Origin of the sequence: Psychrobacter sp. ER1 (assembly GCF_048631835.1) — a bacterium.
Taxonomy (GTDB): domain Bacteria; phylum Pseudomonadota; class Gammaproteobacteria; order Pseudomonadales; family Moraxellaceae; genus Psychrobacter.
The window spans coordinates 2,666,534-2,684,026 of record NZ_CP184640.1 but is presented as its reverse complement, the minus strand read 5'-3'; the positions used below and the strand labels follow the sequence as shown (position 1 = coordinate 2,684,026).

14 protein-coding genes and 3 pseudogenes are annotated in these 17,493 nt (G+C 43.9%); 12 read left to right on the top strand and 5 right to left on the bottom strand.

Translation table 11 applies throughout. The features are described from left to right. Positions 1–338 precede the first annotated feature (338 nt). Positions 339–1,552: pseudogene (locus ACOBWA_RS12460) on the top strand (RtcB family protein). A gap of 150 nt (positions 1,553–1,702) precedes the next feature. After that, positions 1,703–1,939 (top strand): hypothetical protein, encoded by a 237-nt coding sequence (locus ACOBWA_RS12455; protein ID WP_420229532.1) that lies wholly within the window; start codon positions 1,703–1,705, stop codon positions 1,937–1,939. 101 nt (positions 1,940–2,040) lie between these two features. Here ACOBWA_RS12455 and miaB read toward each other — a convergent pair. Continuing rightward, a pseudogene (gene miaB, locus ACOBWA_RS12450) lies at positions 2,041–3,533 on the bottom strand (tRNA (N6-isopentenyl adenosine(37)-C2)-methylthiotransferase MiaB). Between the two features lie 347 nt (positions 3,534–3,880). Between miaB and ACOBWA_RS12445 the strand changes: the two are divergent. The 4 genes and pseudogenes from ACOBWA_RS12445 to ACOBWA_RS12430 all read left to right on the top strand — a co-directional run bounded on the left by ACOBWA_RS12445 (position 3,881) and on the right by ACOBWA_RS12430 (position 9,075). After that, positions 3,881–6,012 (top strand): annotated as a pseudogene (locus tag ACOBWA_RS12445) (transglycosylase SLT domain-containing protein). A gap of 488 nt (positions 6,013–6,500) precedes the next feature. Then, a complete protein-coding gene (locus ACOBWA_RS12440) occupies positions 6,501–7,181 on the top strand; it encodes a hypothetical protein (RefSeq protein WP_420229531.1) in 681 nt (226 codons plus the stop codon). Between the two features lie 376 nt (positions 7,182–7,557). Further along, entirely contained in the window at positions 7,558–8,541 is a 984-nt protein-coding gene (locus ACOBWA_RS12435) for a malate dehydrogenase (protein ID WP_420230777.1), read from the top strand. Between the two features lie 294 nt (positions 8,542–8,835). Next, positions 8,836–9,075 (top strand): DUF2789 domain-containing protein, encoded by a 240-nt coding sequence (locus ACOBWA_RS12430; RefSeq protein ID WP_238052848.1) that lies wholly within the window; start codon positions 8,836–8,838, stop codon positions 9,073–9,075. Positions 9,076–9,150: 75 nt separating this feature from the next. Here ACOBWA_RS12430 and ribF read toward each other — a convergent pair whose 3' ends face one another. Beyond that, complete coding sequence (gene ribF, locus ACOBWA_RS12425; protein WP_420229530.1) at positions 9,151–10,218, bottom strand: riboflavin biosynthesis protein RibF; 1,068 nt, start codon at positions 10,216–10,218, stop codon at positions 9,151–9,153. A gap of 125 nt (positions 10,219–10,343) precedes the next feature. Here ribF and ACOBWA_RS12420 point away from each other — a divergent pair, with 125 nt between their 5' ends. Both ACOBWA_RS12420 and ACOBWA_RS12415 read left to right on the top strand, forming a co-directional pair. Continuing rightward, positions 10,344–10,712, top strand: coding sequence for a GNAT family N-acetyltransferase (locus ACOBWA_RS12420; protein ID WP_420229529.1), 369 nt, complete (start codon positions 10,344–10,346; stop codon positions 10,710–10,712). Positions 10,713–10,735: 23 nt separating this feature from the next. Continuing rightward, positions 10,736–11,053 carry a GNAT family N-acetyltransferase gene (locus ACOBWA_RS12415; protein ID WP_420229528.1) on the top strand — a complete coding sequence of 106 codons (318 nt, stop codon included), beginning with the start codon at positions 10,736–10,738 and terminating at the stop codon, positions 11,051–11,053. 11 nt (positions 11,054–11,064) lie between these two features. On the opposite strand, the gene ACOBWA_RS12410 is transcribed toward ACOBWA_RS12415, so the two are convergent. From ACOBWA_RS12410 to ampD, 3 genes are all read right to left on the bottom strand, one after another. Beyond that, positions 11,065–11,688 carry a hypothetical protein gene (locus tag ACOBWA_RS12410; protein WP_420229527.1) on the bottom strand — a complete coding sequence of 208 codons (624 nt, stop codon included), beginning with the start codon at positions 11,686–11,688 and terminating at the stop codon, positions 11,065–11,067. 129 nt (positions 11,689–11,817) lie between these two features. Beyond that, entirely contained in the window at positions 11,818–13,368 is a 1,551-nt protein-coding gene (gene murJ / locus ACOBWA_RS12405) for a murein biosynthesis integral membrane protein MurJ (RefSeq protein ID WP_057761456.1), read from the bottom strand. 112 nt (positions 13,369–13,480) lie between these two features. Beyond that, on the bottom strand, positions 13,481–14,110 hold the full coding sequence (ampD, locus tag ACOBWA_RS12400) for a 1,6-anhydro-N-acetylmuramyl-L-alanine amidase AmpD (RefSeq protein WP_420229526.1): 630 nt from the start codon (positions 14,108–14,110) through the stop codon (positions 13,481–13,483). Positions 14,111–14,261: 151 nt separating this feature from the next. Between ampD and ACOBWA_RS12395 the strand changes: the two genes are divergently transcribed. The 4 genes from ACOBWA_RS12395 (at position 14,262) to ACOBWA_RS12380 (ending at position 17,387) form a co-directional block, all read left to right on the top strand. Further along, the gene (locus tag ACOBWA_RS12395; RefSeq protein WP_420229525.1) at positions 14,262–14,714 is read left to right on the top strand and encodes a hypothetical protein; all 453 of its coding nucleotides are present in this window, start codon (positions 14,262–14,264) and stop codon (positions 14,712–14,714) included. Between the two features lie 41 nt (positions 14,715–14,755). Then, entirely contained in the window at positions 14,756–15,979 is a 1,224-nt protein-coding gene (locus tag ACOBWA_RS12390) for a DUF4105 domain-containing protein (RefSeq protein WP_420230776.1), read from the top strand. 32 nt (positions 15,980–16,011) lie between these two features. After that, the gene (locus ACOBWA_RS12385) at positions 16,012–16,422 is read left to right on the top strand and encodes a hypothetical protein (protein WP_420229524.1); all 411 of its coding nucleotides are present in this window, start codon (positions 16,012–16,014) and stop codon (positions 16,420–16,422) included. A gap of 125 nt (positions 16,423–16,547) precedes the next feature. Continuing rightward, on the top strand, positions 16,548–17,387 hold the full coding sequence (locus ACOBWA_RS12380; protein WP_420229523.1) for an SDR family oxidoreductase: 840 nt from the start codon (positions 16,548–16,550) through the stop codon (positions 17,385–17,387). The last annotated feature ends 106 nt before the right edge of the window (positions 17,388–17,493 follow it).

Genomic DNA, 17,493 nt, shown 5'->3' with positions numbered 1-17,493 from the left:
ACCTAACATTTTTCTTTACCGTTACTGCCAATGAATCGTTTCAGGCTATGATTTAGCTAAAGCTTTTCTATGCGTATAATATTTACGCTGTGGCCGACGGTTTTGATCTATATTATATTTCTTTAAAATGTCCATAATAAATCAGCCATAAATTTTTATTGATTTTTAATTAATAAAAATACGGTTTTTTATTGCCTATTATTTCTTAGCTAATAGTTTTTTTATTATTGAACGTTACGTTTAATCGAGAAATATAAGTAATGTCTAAAAAATTTAATAGGTAAATATAAAAATTATTTGTATGGCTTTAAAAATAAAAAAAGTGGAAGAAATAAATAATGAGCATTCAATTAGTATTAAATAAAAATAGTAAACATGGCGTACCTGTCAAGATTTACACCTCTGATATCGAGCAAGGCGCGATGCAGCAATTACGTAACTTGGCTCAGCTAGAGTTTGTACACTCGCATATTGCGGTCATGCCTGATGTGCATGTTGGCAAAGGTGCAACCGTTGGTAGTGTGATTCCGACCAAGTCTGCCATTATTCCTGCGGCGGTCGGTGTGGATATCGGCTGCGGTATGAACGCGGTACGCTTGTCACTTACGGCAAGCGATTTGCCCGATAGTTTAAAATCACTACGTTTGGTGGTCGAGCAGCAAGTACCTGTCGGCTTTAACATGCATAAGCAAATCCAAGCGAAGAACTCCACACTTGATCCATTAGGCAAACGCCTAAAGCCAATTACCGATAAGCATCCGGGCTTGCTCAAAATGCTTAAAGGTTTTGAGCGTACTTGGGCGAAGCAGTTAGGAACACTCGGCGGTGGCAATCATTTCATTGAGCTGTGCTTGGATGAGAACAATGATGTCTGGATCATGCTGCATTCTGGCAGTCGCGGCATCGGTAATTGTATCGGTCAGTACTTTATTAACCTTGCCAAAAAGAACGTCAATCGCGCTTCGGTCATGTACCAGATCAAGATTTGTCTTACTTTGCCGAAGGGTCTGATAGTTTTGCTGATTATGTCGAAGCAGTAGGCTGGGCGCAGGACTACGCGTTAGAGAACCGCCGCGAGATGATGCGTTTGGTGATTAAGTCCTTGCAGTCGCCACAAGCGGGATTACCACGATTTCAGCTGACCAAAGAAGCCATCAATTGTCATCATAATTATGTCAATGAAGAGGTGCATTTCGGTGAGCAAGTCTATGTGACGCGTAAAGGTGCGATCAGTGCCTATGCTGGTGAGCTTGGGATTATCCCAGGATCTATGGGCGCAAAGTCCTTTATCGTACGTGGTCTGGGCGAAGCTGAATCGTTTTGCTCGTGTTCGCATGGGGCAGGACGACAGATGAGCCGTGGTAAAGCCATGCGAGCATTTACCATCGACGAGCTAAAAGCGCAGACGGATGGCGTCGAGTGTCGCAAAGACAAAGGTGTCATAGATGAAATACCCGGAGCGTATAAAGACATCGATGAAGTGATGGCCAATCAAACGGATTTGGTTGAGGTGGTGCATACGCTTAAGCAGGTCATGTGTATTAAAGGCTAATGAGTAAAACCATAGGGAGTCACGACGGTGTCAATCGAGCTAAATGTACGAAGTGTACTATTTGCGCTCGATTTCCTAGTCGTGATCCCACTATGCTGTCACTCGAACATATAAAACAGATTTAGAGTTGTTAAAAATATAGGTAACAATATGAGCTTAAAACAAACCTTAAAAAAGGCCAAACAGATTGAACGACAGTTAGAGCAGCAAGCTGAGACAGGTGTGCAACACTCGCTAGGCACAGTCAAGCCGCGCAACTACTTGGCACTGGATCCACTATTAAGAAAAGGTGGTATTCACGAAAAAGAAGACATTGATATCGTCCGCAAAAAACGTCGTCGTGAGACTAAGCAACAATTGCGACGGACAGATTGGTTATCAGAATAATGATGGCTAATATTCACGCACAAAAAAGCCGTTCGCTATTATAGTAAACGGCTTTTTTATTCTTACTTAAACTTATAACTTAACTACTGTTACCTTAACTACTATGCTAATACTTCGATTAGCTCACCTTTCACCATGTGCGGACTGACGAAATCAGTAATACGTACGCTCACAAGTTTACCTAATAGCTCATCCATTTTCTCAACATCATGAGGGAACATGACGGTACGAGTGTTATCTGCCGTACCGATTAAGCAGTCAGGATGACGGTTGGCAACTTGTTCAACCAAGACGCGAGTCGTGGTACCGACCATTTCATGCGTTTTGGCAAGTGTTGAGTCAATGATGACTTTCTGAAATTCAGCTAAGCGAGCCTTCTTAGTAGTGAAGCTCACATCATCTGGCAACTCAGCGGCTGGCGTGCCTGGACGCTTAGAATAGATAAAGCTATAAGAGTGATCGAAGTTCAACTCTTTCGCCAAGTTCAAGGTATCTTGGAAGTCTTGATCTGTCTCACCAGGGAAGCCAATGATAAAGTCGCTCGACAAGTGAATATCTGGACGAATGGTCTTTAGCTTATTAATCTGATTAATATAAACGTCAATCGTATGGTTGCGCTTCATCGCTGCCAAAATAGCGTTTGAGCCACTTTGAACCGGTAGATGTAAGTGCGATACTAGCTCTGGCAATTGTGCATATGCGTCAATGATGTCATCAGTGAACTCTAGCGGATGGCTGGTCGTATAGCGAATACGCTCGACACCATCGACATGCGAGACATAGTGCAATAGCTCAGCGAAACGGCAAATACTGCCATCGTCTTTTTCGCCGCGATAGCCATTGACGTTTTGACCCAATAGGTTGATTTCACGGATACCTTGAGCGGCAAGGCTGTCAATCTCAGCCAATACGTCATCAAGTGGACGCGATAATTCTTCACCACGCGTATAAGGAACAACGCAAAATGAGCAATACTTTGAGCAACCTTCCATAATAGAGACAAAGGCTTTGTAGCCTTCTACTCTTGGCTCTGGCAAAAAGTCAAATTTTTCGATGCTAGGGAACGACACATCAATCGTACCGATACGATTCTTAGGCGCGATTTCACGCTGTTCGTTTGATTGATCGTACAGCTCTGGCAGGCGATGCAAGGTTTGCGGGCCAAATACCATGTCAACATAAGGCGCGCGTTTTTGAATGTTATCGCCTTCTTGGGAGGCCACACAGCCACCGACGCCAATGACGAGGTCAGGACGTTTTTCCTTTAGTTTGCGCCAGCGACCCAATTCTGAAAAGACTTTTTCTTGCGCTTTTTCGCGGATAGAGCAGGTGTTCATCAGTAGTACGTCAGCCTCATCGATATCATGAGTCACTTCCATACCGTGTGAATCGCCGAGCACGTCTAGCATTTTGCCAGAGTCATAGACATTCATCTGACAACCTTGGGTCGTGACAAAGACCTTTTTGTCGCTGCTTTTTCGACGGGCGCTTGGGCTGAACTTGCTTCTTTGAGTGCAGTGACAGCACGTGCGGTGACAGTCGTCTCAGCAACAGCATCGTCATCGATGCGGGGATTGAATACAGTAACACTCATAAGGATAAGTCCATGATTGACCAAAAATATAGCGGAGTAGCCGATTAACAGGTGGCGTATTTTATCACAACCCTGTGCCAATGTGAAAAATTAGCACAGGCGATGAGGTATCAATATGATAAATAATTCATAGCAGTATCAATTATTTACTGTCGTTCATATTACTATTCATAAAAATTGCGGCTCGTTATCACTTCTATGTTACACCGTGCTGTCCTATTTATTAACAAAAGGTAAAGGAGATAGTTGAAAGCACAATGAGTATAGTATGATGATTGCTATACCCTTGGCGGTACTTAGCGAACCGTTATTCATATATTTGTAGAGATATCATAAAGAGAGTCAGTATGACAAAGTTGCGTGTTGCGCATAGCATCAAGGATGAAGAATCAATCAGTCAAAAGCGCGCGTCGAAGCGGATCGCAGCCAGTACGTTACGGATGAGTGCGTTTAGCGTGGCAACAGCGGTAAGTGCACTTGGTATGTCACAGGTCGCTTGTGCCGAATTGACGTGGGGCGATGAGGAAAGCTACCAACAAGAGAGCAACTATCAACAAGATTATCAGCAAGACAATAGTATCGACTCATTTATGGCAGCCGCTATCGCCGCAGATCGCGGTGATGTGAGTGCGCTCTATAACTATGAGCAAGTCATGAGTGGCGGCTTGTTTGCGATGTATCCAACTTATTGGCGTATGAATCTAGATCTCAATTCACAGAGTTCAGCGGCGGTCTCGCAGTTTGTGCGTCAGTATCCAGATACGGTCATGGCCGAGAAGCTGGTGGCTGACTTTGCGGAGACCAAAGCGGGGTCGAATGACTACGCCTCTGTCAGACAAGTGGCGAATCTCATCACCAATGCAGATGCCAGTGAGCGCTGTGCTATCGCCCTTGGGTTCAATAATGGCGGTGATACCATGCGTGCCATGGCTGCCAAATCTGATGTTTGGCTAACCACCAAAAAGCAGCCCGCCTTGTGTGACCAGCTAGCGATGGAGATGAACAACAACGCGCTGATTAGTAATCAAGATCGTGCGGCTCGTCTCAAGCGTATGCTACGTAAAGGCAAGACAGGCGATATTATGGCATTGTCCTCACGCCTTGGTACGCCAATTGCTTATTCGGCGCTGAGTGAAATTCAGCTAAACCCATCTTCTTTCTTTAGCCGTTTTAGTCGTGAGCCTGCAAGCCAAACCAATCAATACCTATATATGTACGCAATCGGCCGTATGGCTGATAAGTCTTATCGTGAGGCAGCGTTACAGTTAGATTTTGATATCAAACAAGACAATCAGCGCGCGGTCAGATTGTTGAATGATGAAACACGACGCTATGCTTATCGTACGCTTGGCGTGCAGCGTATGAATCATAACACTGACGATGGCTTTAACGCTGAAGCAGTGGATTGGTTCCGCAACAGTTTGGACAATGACTTTAATTTTGAAGAAGCTGAAGATTACGCTATGGCAGCGATTCGCTTCGGTCGTTGGGATGATGTGGTAGAAGCCATCTCAAAAATGGACGGCGAAACGCAAAAGAAGCCCAGTGGCAGTATTGGCTAGCTCGTGCGTATGAGCAGTCAAGCGATAGTAGCAAGCGTAATACGTCCAAAAAAATGTATCAAAACTTATCAAAGAGTAATGACTACTATGGCCTAATGGCAAAAGACAAAATAGGGCAGCGTTTTGATGCTAGCAGTCTAGGCGGTAGTAATTTGCCTAATGTCAGTACTGCTGACCGCGCACGCGTCATGCAAGATGCTAACTTTGCTCGTGCGTTTGCATTGTACAACTCTGAGGCTAGTCGTGCTTATGCCAACCGCGAGTGGAACTGGGCAGTGAAGCAAGCTCGTGATAATCGTGATGACAATTTAATTATTGCCGCTGCTCGTCAAGCCTATGATATGGGCTGGCTCGATCGAGCGATTTATGCAGTTGATAATACTGATAGAGTGGATAGCTTAGCACTTTCGCATCCGATGCCGCATCAAAGCGCAGTCGTACGTTATAGTGAGTCAGCAGGTATTGATCCAGCATGGGCGTACGGTATTATGCGTCAAGAAAGCCGTTTCGTATCTTCTGCGCGCTCAAACGTAGGCGCGAGCGGACTGATGCAAGTTATGCCTGATACCGCAAAATATATCGCTCGTAACCTAGGCGAGACGTATAGTGCGAGCCGTGCCAATAGCGGTGACACCAATATTCGCTATGGTACATGGTACATGGGTGATATCTTGGGCAAGCTTAATTATCAGCCAGTATTAGCAACCGCAGGCTATAATGCTGGACCTAACAATGCCAAACGCTGGCAGCCAGTTTATGGCTCACTTGCCGCAGATCAATATGTAGAGTCTATTGCATTTCCTGAGACACGTAACTATGTCAAACACGTAATGGAAAACGCCACTATCTACAGCAGTCTGTTGGGTCGTGGTCAGCCGATTACTCAGCGTATGGGTACGGTGCCAGCTGGCTTTTAATCACTGAACTTGCATTTGATAAACCACTAATGATTTATTGTTAGTGGTTTATTTTTATCTACTGATTTGCTTTGTCAATTGATCAACTCTGATTTGCTCAAGCAGCACTCATCTAGCGAAAATAAATTTCATATTTTTTATCCTTCAGTACTTTATAAACATTTATCGAGATTCCTGACGATGTCGTCAACGTTTACGTTTTTGCTATAGATTAAAAAAAACGTTTTGTTACCATTGCCTTAATGGGAAACCTTATTTTTCAGTCTTGTTCTTAGGTCAATGCGTGTTTTATGTATCGCGTCTAATGATTTAAGTTATAGCCTATGTCTTATCATTGCTAACTAACTGCCTTCAGTCCTATGATCAAAAAATATTTTAGTCTGTCTACGTCGCCAAAAACCAAATATTCGTTATCTAATCGGATATGCTTTTTATCGAAGGCAAATACAAAGACAGATACAAACCTGAGCAATAAGGCTGCTAATTCTATGGTGCAATTACGTGCAGGTTTGGCTAGTAGACATTGTGTAGACAGTATCAAAGCGACGATGAGCTTTGGCGCTTTACTGCTTATACAAGGCGTTGTATTGCTGCCAGCACAGGCGGCTAGCACGGTCAAGACGGGTCAGCGCGTATTGATGATTGAGATGACCCCAGCATTATGTAATATGCAGCCAACGCGGGCACGTATGCGCCAGTGTTTAGAAGGGTATTCGTTAACCGTATCTGGTTTAGACATGGGATATGGTGAGCGCTGCGGTCGTGGTAGTGAGCCACGTCTTACCCCGCTACAACTAAAAGTCGTTAACCGAATCATGCCTGACACAACGGTACGTAGCCAAACGTGGCAACGTTATGGAGCTTGTAGTCCGCTTAGCGCTAGCAGTTACTTCCGCCAGATTACCAATTATGCAGGTGGATTAAAATTACCGAATGAGCTAAATACGGGTAATAGTTATACCGTTTCCAAATCACGATTTATCAGTCAAATGACCCGCCTTAATAGTGGTATGTCTTCCAATAGTGTAGATCTTATCTGTCAAGAAGGCAGCCGTCGCCAATCGATACTTACTGATATACATGTGTGCTATGAAGGTAGTGACTTTGGTACTTGTCATGATGTTGTAGACAGCTGTGGCAGTAAATTTATCATTTCAGGTGGACGATAGTCTTTACTTAGTTACCTGCTTAAACTTCCTTTTCGATACCGTTTTTCATTTCACTTAATCGAATTTGATGGTGCACATTGCCTATTTTGACCATTATATCTACGTATAACACAGTGAAAATGTGCTTTAATTACCATGTGCTAAAACCCTCTAGCGCTTTATCTATAAGCGCTTAGCCTCTGTAGAACTCCTCTCGTATAAAATGTAACAATATAATCCCTGACGGGTCTATGACTGTATCTAGACGGTCACTGCGATGAAGTGCTACACTAGCTCTCGGTTTATACATGCTGCTATGCGGCAAACAAGTCGATATCTAAAATGATAATCGTTCATTAGAATTATCTAATAATTAATTAGGGAGTATTCAATGTCAATGAAACAGCCTTTACGTGTTGCCGTCACTGGTGCCGCTGGTAATATCAGCTACGCGATGCTATTTCGTATTGCATCTGGCGAGATGCTAGGTAAAGATCAGCCAGTTATTTTGCAATTACTTGAAATTACGCCAGCTCTTGACGCCCTAAAGGGTGTGGTCATGGAACTAGAAGACTGTGCATTCCCATTGTTGGCTGGTATCGTCCAAACTGACGATGCTAATGTCGCATTCAAAGATATCGATTATGCTTTACTGGTTGGTGCACGTCCTCGTGGCCCAGGTATGGAGCGTAAAGATTTGCTAGAAGCCAACGCTGCGATTTTCTCAGCACAAGGTAAAGCATTGAACGAAGTCGCTAGCCGTGATGTAAAAGTATTGGTAGTCGGTAACCCTGCCAACACCAACGCACTTATCGCTCAGCGCAATGCGCCAGATCTTGATCCACGCAACTTCACTGCAATGACTCGTCTAGACCACAACCGTGCTATGGCGCAGTTAGCTGGTAAGACTGAAAGCACTGTAAATGACGTGAAAAAAATGATCATCTGGGGCAACCATTCGTCAACGCAGTATCCAGATCTAACTGCTTGTACGGTAAACGGCAAGCCTGCTCTAGATTTAGTTGATCGCGAATGGTACGAAGCAACTTATATCCCAGAAGTACAACAGCGTGGTGCTGCGATTATTAAAGCTCGCGGTGCATCATCTGCCGCTTCTGCTGCCAACGCTGCTATCGCACATATGCGTACGTGGGCACTAGGTACTGATGAGAATGATTGGGTATCTATGGGCGTTTACTCAAACGGCGAATACGGTATTGCTGAAGGTTTGATCTACTCATTCCCATGCACATGCACTAACGGCGACTGGTCTATCGTAGACGGCGTTGATGTATCATCAGATTTCTCGAAAGAGAAAATGGCTGCCACTGAGCAAGAGCTTAGTGAAGAGCGTGATGCAGTAGCACATTTACTACCGTAAATCTAAGCTGCTATACGATAAGCTATGATTTAAGTAGTAGAGATAAGTAGTACAAGAAAGCCCTCTGAAATATGAGGGCTTTTTCGTGTCTATGAGAAATAGGCAGATGAGATCAACTTAATTCATATTTTAAACTGATAAGAGCGATTTACCGTTAATACAATTGATAACGTTAGATAAACGTTGATTAACAGCTATTAAAATAAAGCTTGCTACAATGAATATGTCAATTTGAATAATAAGCACATTAAACAATAAGTACGACTATATTCGTACCATTTAAGGAGAAAAATTATGTTGGGTGAACCAGAATACAGTATGAATGAGTTGTTTGCTCAGTTAGGCCTCGACAGCTCTGATGAGGCAATTGATAATTTTATCGCAGCAAACCAACTAGCTAGCGAAGAAAAACTGACAGAGGCTAGCATTTGGACGGATAATCAGCGTATGTTCTTGCAAGAAGAATGGCAAAAAGATGCCGCATGGGTAGAAACTATCGATGAGCTAAATGTCCGTTTGCATCCTAATGCATAGATATTTATAGACATAAAAAACCCCGCGATAGTCTTAATATCGCGGGGTTTTTTATGTCTGGAATAACACTAAAAATCAAATTTGCTTTTCGCGCCACTCAAGTAGATCTGCAACGTCTTGATGAATACCCGCTTTTAATGCTTCTATTCCATCATAGCGACGCTCACCGTGCAAAAAGTGTAGGAAACGTACGTGTAAATTCAGTCCGTACAAATCAGCTTGCAACTGCGGAAAGTGGACTTCTAGTCGCCAGTCATCACCTTTATCAACAGAAGGTCTTTTGCCAATATTAGCCGTGCCAAACAAACTATGCGGACGCAATCCGGCAACACCTGTATGACCATCGGAGGCAAGCGTAGTCAAGCCATTAGCGATCACATTACCATTATCATCTAAGCTCACCACGTCAACTGCAAAAATACCATGCAGGGCAGGCTTTATACGCTGTAAATCGATATTTGCGGTAGGGAAGTCTATCGTACGACCTATCTGGTCGCCGCGCACAACCCTTCCTGTGATTGCATAGTCACGACCAAGCAACCTGTTGGCCGCCTGAAGTTCACCTGCTAATAGTAAGTCACGAACCCGAGTAGAGCTAATACGGGCAGCGTCGTTATCGATAGTATCAATACTGTCGCTATCAGTATTACTATCAGTGACCGTATGCAGGTTGGTCACATCCAAACCGTAACCACGCAAAAACTGACTGTCACCAGTACGATCATGGCCGAAGCGGAAGTCGTCACCCAGCACCAATGCTTTGACGTTCAAACGCTTGGCTAATATATCGGCAAACGCTTGTGCTGATAGCGAGCGAAATTCTGTATCAAAACCTGCTACGATCAATGTTTCAACACCATACTCTGCTAGCAGTGCTTGCTTCTCTGCCAGATTCGTCAAACGTGCAGGTGCTTTAGCAGGTGCAAAAAACTCGCGTGGCTGCGGCTCAAAAATCATGACCGCCGCACCCAAATTTTGGGTATGTGCAATTTCACTAACTTGGGCTAGCATGGCTTGGTGACCAAGGTGCACACCGTCGAAATTGCCGATAGTGAGCACGCAAGATGCCAACTCTACTGGGACAGTGTCCGTAGATGAAGAATGTGGCGACGAAATCAGTTGCTCAAGAAAATAGGTTTTCATAAGTTTTCAGCTATGATGAGACCAAATAAAAAACGAAAAAACACATCTATGCTTAAAATTGATGTGTCTAAAGCCAGCCATTATAAAGTAAAATAGCCACACTAACATCCTATAGTCTACCTGTAATGCAAGTATGGCAGGTAGGGTGGCTATTCTTTATTGCCAATGATGCTAATACCAATCCTAACAACAATCTCGACAACGATGGAGATCTTATGTCTGCTGCTGCCTTGAATACCATACCAACCGAACTATCGACATATCAGCTTACCGATCAGTTCGTTGTGCAGCGTGCAAATAAAGAAGATTTAGCAGAAGTCTTAGCCATTTATAATCAAAGCATACCGGGCAAACAAGCAACAGCCAATCTTGCATTGGTTACGCTAGAGGAGCGTGCTACTTGGTTTGAGGAACATTTGGATAGCACAACCAGACCGATATATGTGGTTAAAGCACTATCATCAAATAATATAGATCAAAAAAAGCACCGATAGTCGCATGGGGCAGCTTTAGTGATTTGTACGCACGTACGGCCTATCACATCAGTACCGAGATTAGCATCTATCTAAATCAAGATTATCAGGGCAAAGGGTTGGGCAGTGTGCTGACCCGTTGGATGTTGACGCAAGCACCAAGCCTAGGTATTCGAAATATCATTGCCCTTGTCTTTGCTCATAACCATCCAAGCTTAGGATTATTTCGTAAGCTTGGCTTTGAGCAATGGGGTTATATGCCCGAAGTTTGCGATATGGAAGGGTTTATCGCTGATGTTGTGATGCTTGGTAAAGCAGTGACATCAGACGATATCTCAGATAAAGCGTCTGAAACAATTTAACTTAAAACGCTCTAACCTAAAATCTTCCATTGACCTTCTATCTTCTGTAGCTGGTAGGTCAGTGGTGCAGGTTCGCTCTGTCCTTTTAGCATCAGCTCGCCAGTGATGGTGGCACGAGTTTTATCATCGTTGTATTTGGTATCAGTAATCGTAACGCCATCCACCGTTTGCTGAAATGCAGACTGAGTATTGGCAAGCTCTTCTTCGAAGTTTGCCATATCAACTTGGTAATATGACGCCGCATCCTTCACATCACCGTAATATAAGCTGTTTAGGGCTTGCTTGATAGTATCCTCTGGCGTACCGGCTTGAGTTGGATTAGTTACTAGGCTTTTCTGTTCGGCCGCATCAGCAACTGGATTAATATTGTCACTATCAATCGATGTCTTATCTTCAGTGCCATCTGTAATTTCGCCTGTTTCGCTAGCACTTTCAGCAATCTCTGCTTGGTCAGTCATATCATTGTCTAATGTGACGTCTTCTGAGGTATCAACAGTCGCTGCCACATCTTCATTATCAGTAGCATTTTCAGCCGACTCATTATTGCTACAGCCGCTAATAAGGAGTCCAGTGCTTAGTACACCAGTTGCTAGCAAAATTGGTAAGCGCTGGAAGATTGGCTGTTTCGTTGTCATATCAAACCTCAAATGTCATGTATTCATTAGTGATCTATTATGACAATTATCAGCAGCGCGCATTGTCATTTCTCATGACAGGCTTGTTTTGGTTTCGTAAGCCTGCCATAAGTTTGCTTATACTTTGTCCTAACCGTGCTTTAGCTGACGCGGACGGAACCCTGTCGCTAGCAATACCACACCGTAAACCAGCGCTCCGACAGCACACATAATAATCAGCGCGACGATACGCTGCCACTGAGCCTGATCGGTAGGAAAGTAAGGTAGCATAAAATAAAGCACGCCAATCATAGAGCCAGTCGAGATAGCAAACTGCGTAAATAACTTTTTCCAATGCGGACCGAAACGGAAAATATCACGCTTGTGTAAGAAGTAATATAGTAAGCCTGCGTTTACAAAAGCAGCGCCAGTCGTAGCCAATGCTAGACCACCATGTAACGGTATCTCTAAGAAATAAAATATCCCGATAAAAATGACACTAAAGATCATATTGGCGATGACAGAGATGATGCCTATTTTGACAGGGGTTCTGGTGTCTTGACGCGCAAAGAATGCAGGAGCAAAGATTTTAATAAGCATAAATCCTAAGATACCACCTGCCATACTACGTAGAGCCAGTGAGCTCATTTGGGCATCACGTAAGGTAAACTCACCACGTAAAAACAGCGCTTGCATCAATACATCTGCGAGTACAAATAGGGCGGCTGAGGCAGGCACACCGACCAAGATGATAAGACGTGCTGCCCAGTCGATGGTCTTTTTAAAACTGACATCGTCTTTTTGAGCTTCGCTTTTTGACAGACTTGGTAATATGACGGTACCGATCGCCACACCAATCAGACCCAACGGCAGCTCGCTCATACGTTCAGCTGCATAGAGCCAAGAGACGGAACCGCCAATCATTAATGAGGCAAAGATGGTATTTAATAGTAAATTAATCTGAGTAACAGAAACACCAAAGATAGCAGGTAACATCAACTTTAAAATTCGACGAACGCCTTCGTGCTGGAAATCAATCTTTGGTGCGACAAGCAGTTTTTGTTGCCAGAGCTGCGGCAGTTGAATCAAAAACTGTAGCAAACCTGCGATAGCAACGGCATAGCCAAGGGCCATGATGGGTGTATCAAACATCGGTGCAAAAATCAGTGCGCCACCAATCATACATAGGTTCAATAACACGGGCGCAAAAGCGGGCGCGGCGAAACGACCGTAGCTTTGTAGAATACCACTCGCAAAAGCTGTCATAGAGATGAATAGCAAATACGGAAAGGTAAGACGTAGCAACTCAGCGGTAATGGCAAATTTGTTGGGTTGATCGGCAAATCCGGGGGCAAACAACGTCACCACCCAAGGAGCGATTAAGATGACCACCACTGTCAGCATTGATAACACTAGCAACAATGCGCCCGAGGTTCGACTGACCAAAATCTGCACTTGTTGCAAGCTGTACTTTTCTTTGTATTCGGACAGTACTGGCACGAAAGCTTGGCTAAACGCACCTTCTGCAAACAGTCGTCGTAAGAAGTTTGGGATTTTGAAGGCGACCAAAAAGGCATCCATCAAACCACCTGCACCAAAAACCCCTAGCAATACAACATCACGTACCAAACCTAAAATACGCGATAACATGGTCATACTACTGACCACCATGGTTGAACGAAATAACCGACTTTTTGCCATGAGAACCTATCTTGCTAAGTTGTATATTGAGTTATGTGCTGATGTGATATGGATGAAAAACTGACGAATTATATCACTTTCACCATTGAGATAAATGGATTGAGTGTGGAAATCATTTATGCGACGGTACATCGTTTTTCGTTGCATCAGCCACTAACTGGCGCAACCTTGCCCATTCAAAATACTCACCAGGGTCAGTCTTACGCCCAGGCGCGATATCGCTATGGCCCGTCAAGTGGCGACGTGTTTTGGGATAGGCCTTATAGATGGCGGCAATTACCTTGGCTAGCTGCTCATATTGAGCAGAGGTAAAGGACACAAAATCCGACCCTTCAAGCTCGATGCCAATGCTATAATCATTACATTCAGGTCGACCCAAATAGCTAGACCGCCCAGCATGCCATGCCCGTTCGTTGAAATTGACAAACTGAGTGATAGCGCCATCACGTTCTATAAACAAGTGCGCTGATACTTCTGCGCCTTTAATTGTTTGAAAGTAAGGATGAGCATCCCAGTCCAATTGATTAGTAAATAATGCTTTTACGTAATGCGTACCATTAGTGTCGCAGGCACCAAATTCATTCGGTGGTAGGCTGATATTGTGTACGACGATGGCGTCAATACTTAAACCTTTTGGCCTTACATTGTAATTGGGTGAGGCCAGCCAAGTGGCTGCCGATAGTAGACCATCTTTGATAGTCATTGACGACGTAGATGATGAGTTTGGCAATGATGCAGGCATAATGCTCTCTTTTTATACTAGTATTGATAATGGTGTGATAAACAATCTATCTAAATAGTTAAATGATAGTGGGCGATGTGTTTGATTTTTTGACCCAGAAACTTTAATAACGCTGATAGCGTATGAATAATAACGTGCGAGATTTTACCTCATGTCTATAAAACTGACGTCCATACCTATCGATTGTACGCTAATGACCCTTGGCCTGCGAGCACGTCTACCACTGGCTGTAGCAGGGTTATTACTCTCGGCTCAAACACAGGCCTTTCTACCAACGCCGCTCTCTGTCCTTGAATCAGATGCATTGTCACCTGACGTATCTAGCACCGCACCTACTAGCATAGCACCTAATTATTCTAATTCAGATGCATTATCTGAGTTGAAGAATATTAATAGTGCTGAACCTAATATTAAAAATAGTACTTTATCTGAATCAAGCTTAGAGACAGAGCAGCTACTATCGACATGGCGTCAACAAGTAAAAGCAGACAAGTTGGCACAGCATACAACATGGCGACGCTTGTTGTATTTTTACGATGATAAAAACAGTGTATTGGGTAAAAAGAAAACCGAGAGTTTGGTTAATGATCCGAGCTTTTTTTAAGTAAAAATGGTCAACGAGATTCAGGTGCAGAATTGGATGCGATGCTTGTGGCACTTGCACAAGAGTTGGTGTCATCATCAGCAACTGATAACGACCAAGCAAAAACTGATACCAATAATAATTCTGTCTTATGTCATTTTCCAGCACGAGTGGCATGGTTAGCAGGGGTGCTAGCGATCGATGCTGCAAGTCTATCTGCTGACTGTCCAGAATTGGATGAATGGATGTCGACATTGGCGCCTGAGCAGCTATCTATTATGTTTGCGCAGGAGTACTTGGACAATCCGCTCTCTGCGTTTGCTCATACGCTGTTACGCATTGACTCAAAAGCGAGCATCGCTGATCCAAATCAAATCGATAAGGCTTATGCGCTGAATTATACGGTAGACGGTGATCCAAACGATAGTTTCCCAGTCTATGCTACCAAGTCAATGATTGGTAGCTACAATAGCGCTATCGAAATTGACCTTTATCCAGAGATGCTAGCGAAATACCTGCAAGATGATGAACGTGATACGTGGACATATCAGTTGAGTCTGACGCCAGCGGAAGTTCAGCAGATTATGCGCCACGTTTGGGAAACCAAAGCATTGAAAATGCCGTATTATTTCACCACGGACAATTGTGCTTCTGAGATTCTGCGTCTTATTGATGTGGTCCGCCCGCAGCAAAACTTACTGAGCCAATTGTCTTATGCAGTCGTGCCTTCTGATGTGATTCAACTATTAAATGATGAGCTGTTGCTGGCAAGTTCCATTTATACGCCTGCTGATAATACCTTACGTCAAAATCAGCTCAATGAGAAAAAACAACAGCGCGCGCAGTTGGGCTATCATAATAGCGCCAAACAAACCGTGAATGAGATCAAGTCTGCGCAGCTCAACCCTGTATCGAGCATGTCAGCTGATGGGCAAACACTGCTCAAGCGTCAAATCGACGTATCGGATAATAATCCGATAGACAGGCATCCGCTACAGTTGGGTACGATAGGTATAGGGCAGCGTGGCGATGATGACTATATGGATATTGGGTTTCGAGCGGGGTTTCATGATACGCTTGACCACGCCTCAGGGTATCCACAGTTTTTTAACTTAGAAGGGCTGGCTGCGACATTACGACTGTATGACACAGATGATAATAAGCCCAATCAGCCAGATAGTGTGGTTTTGCAAAATGTCACTTTGATTCGTGGCCGTTCTTTTAACCCTGTCAATGCAGCCAAAAAGGCAATACTTGGGGCGCTAGTATCGAGGCGACGCGAGTAAACGATGGATCGCAAGAGGCAGGTACGGATCATTTGGTCGGTAGCGTAGGTTACGAGAAAGGCTGGTCATGGGCATTTGGTACACCAGCCGCAGGTACTGGTGAGATGCCGCCGCAACTGTGCTATACCTTTTTGGCAGGTACAGGACAAGTAGGACGCGGTATCAATAAAGGCTTTCGTCTAGGCGCAGGTATCAATGCGGGCTGCCGTTATCAGATTAACAATCAGTTACGCGCACAAGCTGAATTGCAATTGCCATATTGGTATCATGGCAGCAGCGATGAATCCAACGTCCGTGGCCATTATTGGCAACCAATCTCAAGCTTAGGGCTGCAATACGATATTGATAAAAAACAAGCATTACGTATCAATGCAAATTACGAATGGCAAGAACGTATCGATGCCAACGATGATATACAGCTATCGTACAGACGGTATTTTTAGTCACTGATTTAGACATTAATTTAGACATTAATTTAGACATTAATTTAGACATTAATTTAAACAAGATGGCTTCTAAGTGCTGTAATGGTTGTATCAAGGAAGTTGTATAAAGGAAAACATGCTTTATGAGTACGCAAAATTTACTAATTATTGGTCAAGGTGATATCGGCCTGCCAGTGACCAATAAACTTGCCCAAGATGGCTATTGTGTGACTGGGCTGGCTCGTAGTGAGCGCCGCCATTATGATTTGGTAGATAGTGCAGATTTTTTGCAGGCTGATGCGTTGACTTTGACTGCTGAGCAGCTACAAGTGTTTACTCATATTGCGATTATCGTCACTCCTGATGAGTATTCGACCAGCGGTTATCACAACAGTTATCTAGCGATTAGTCAGCATTTAGCAACGCTTGCTCCACAGCTCACTAAAATTGAACGTGTGGTATTCATTTCTTCTACTGGTGTCTATGGTCAGGATAATGGCGAATGGATTGATGAGCATACTGCACCTGTCACGCCAGCGCGCGCTGCGTCAAAGGTCATATTGCAAGCAGAACAAGCGCTGCAACAGGGTTTTGGTGATAAAGCAGTGGTCATCCGTCCTAGTGGTATCTATGGGCGCGAGCGCTTAATGCGACTACGCAAGGCTCGTGAGCCAAATAAAGATCCAGTGCCAGCTGAGCATTGGAGCAACCGCATCATGGATCGCGACTTGGTCAATATCATCGCCAAAGTGTTGACGATAGAAACACCAAAACCTGTCTATCTAGCGACGGACTATAGACCTGTTACTACGTTTGAACTAGGTGTTTGGCTTAGTGAGCAGGTTGGCGAGACACCTCCTACTATTGATAATACAAAAACCTCAGTGACAGGAAAACGCTTGCACAGCAACATTCCGTTAGCTTGGCTTGATTATGCTGATTGGCAGACAGGCTACCGAGATATTTTGAATTATCAAGAGTAAGCCTTTAGAGCTGAGCCCTAAAGAGTAAAATAGCACTTGGTATAATCGTTCTTATTTGTTTCAGACTTTACAGTCTATGGAGATTTCATGTCCCAGCCTTCTACTT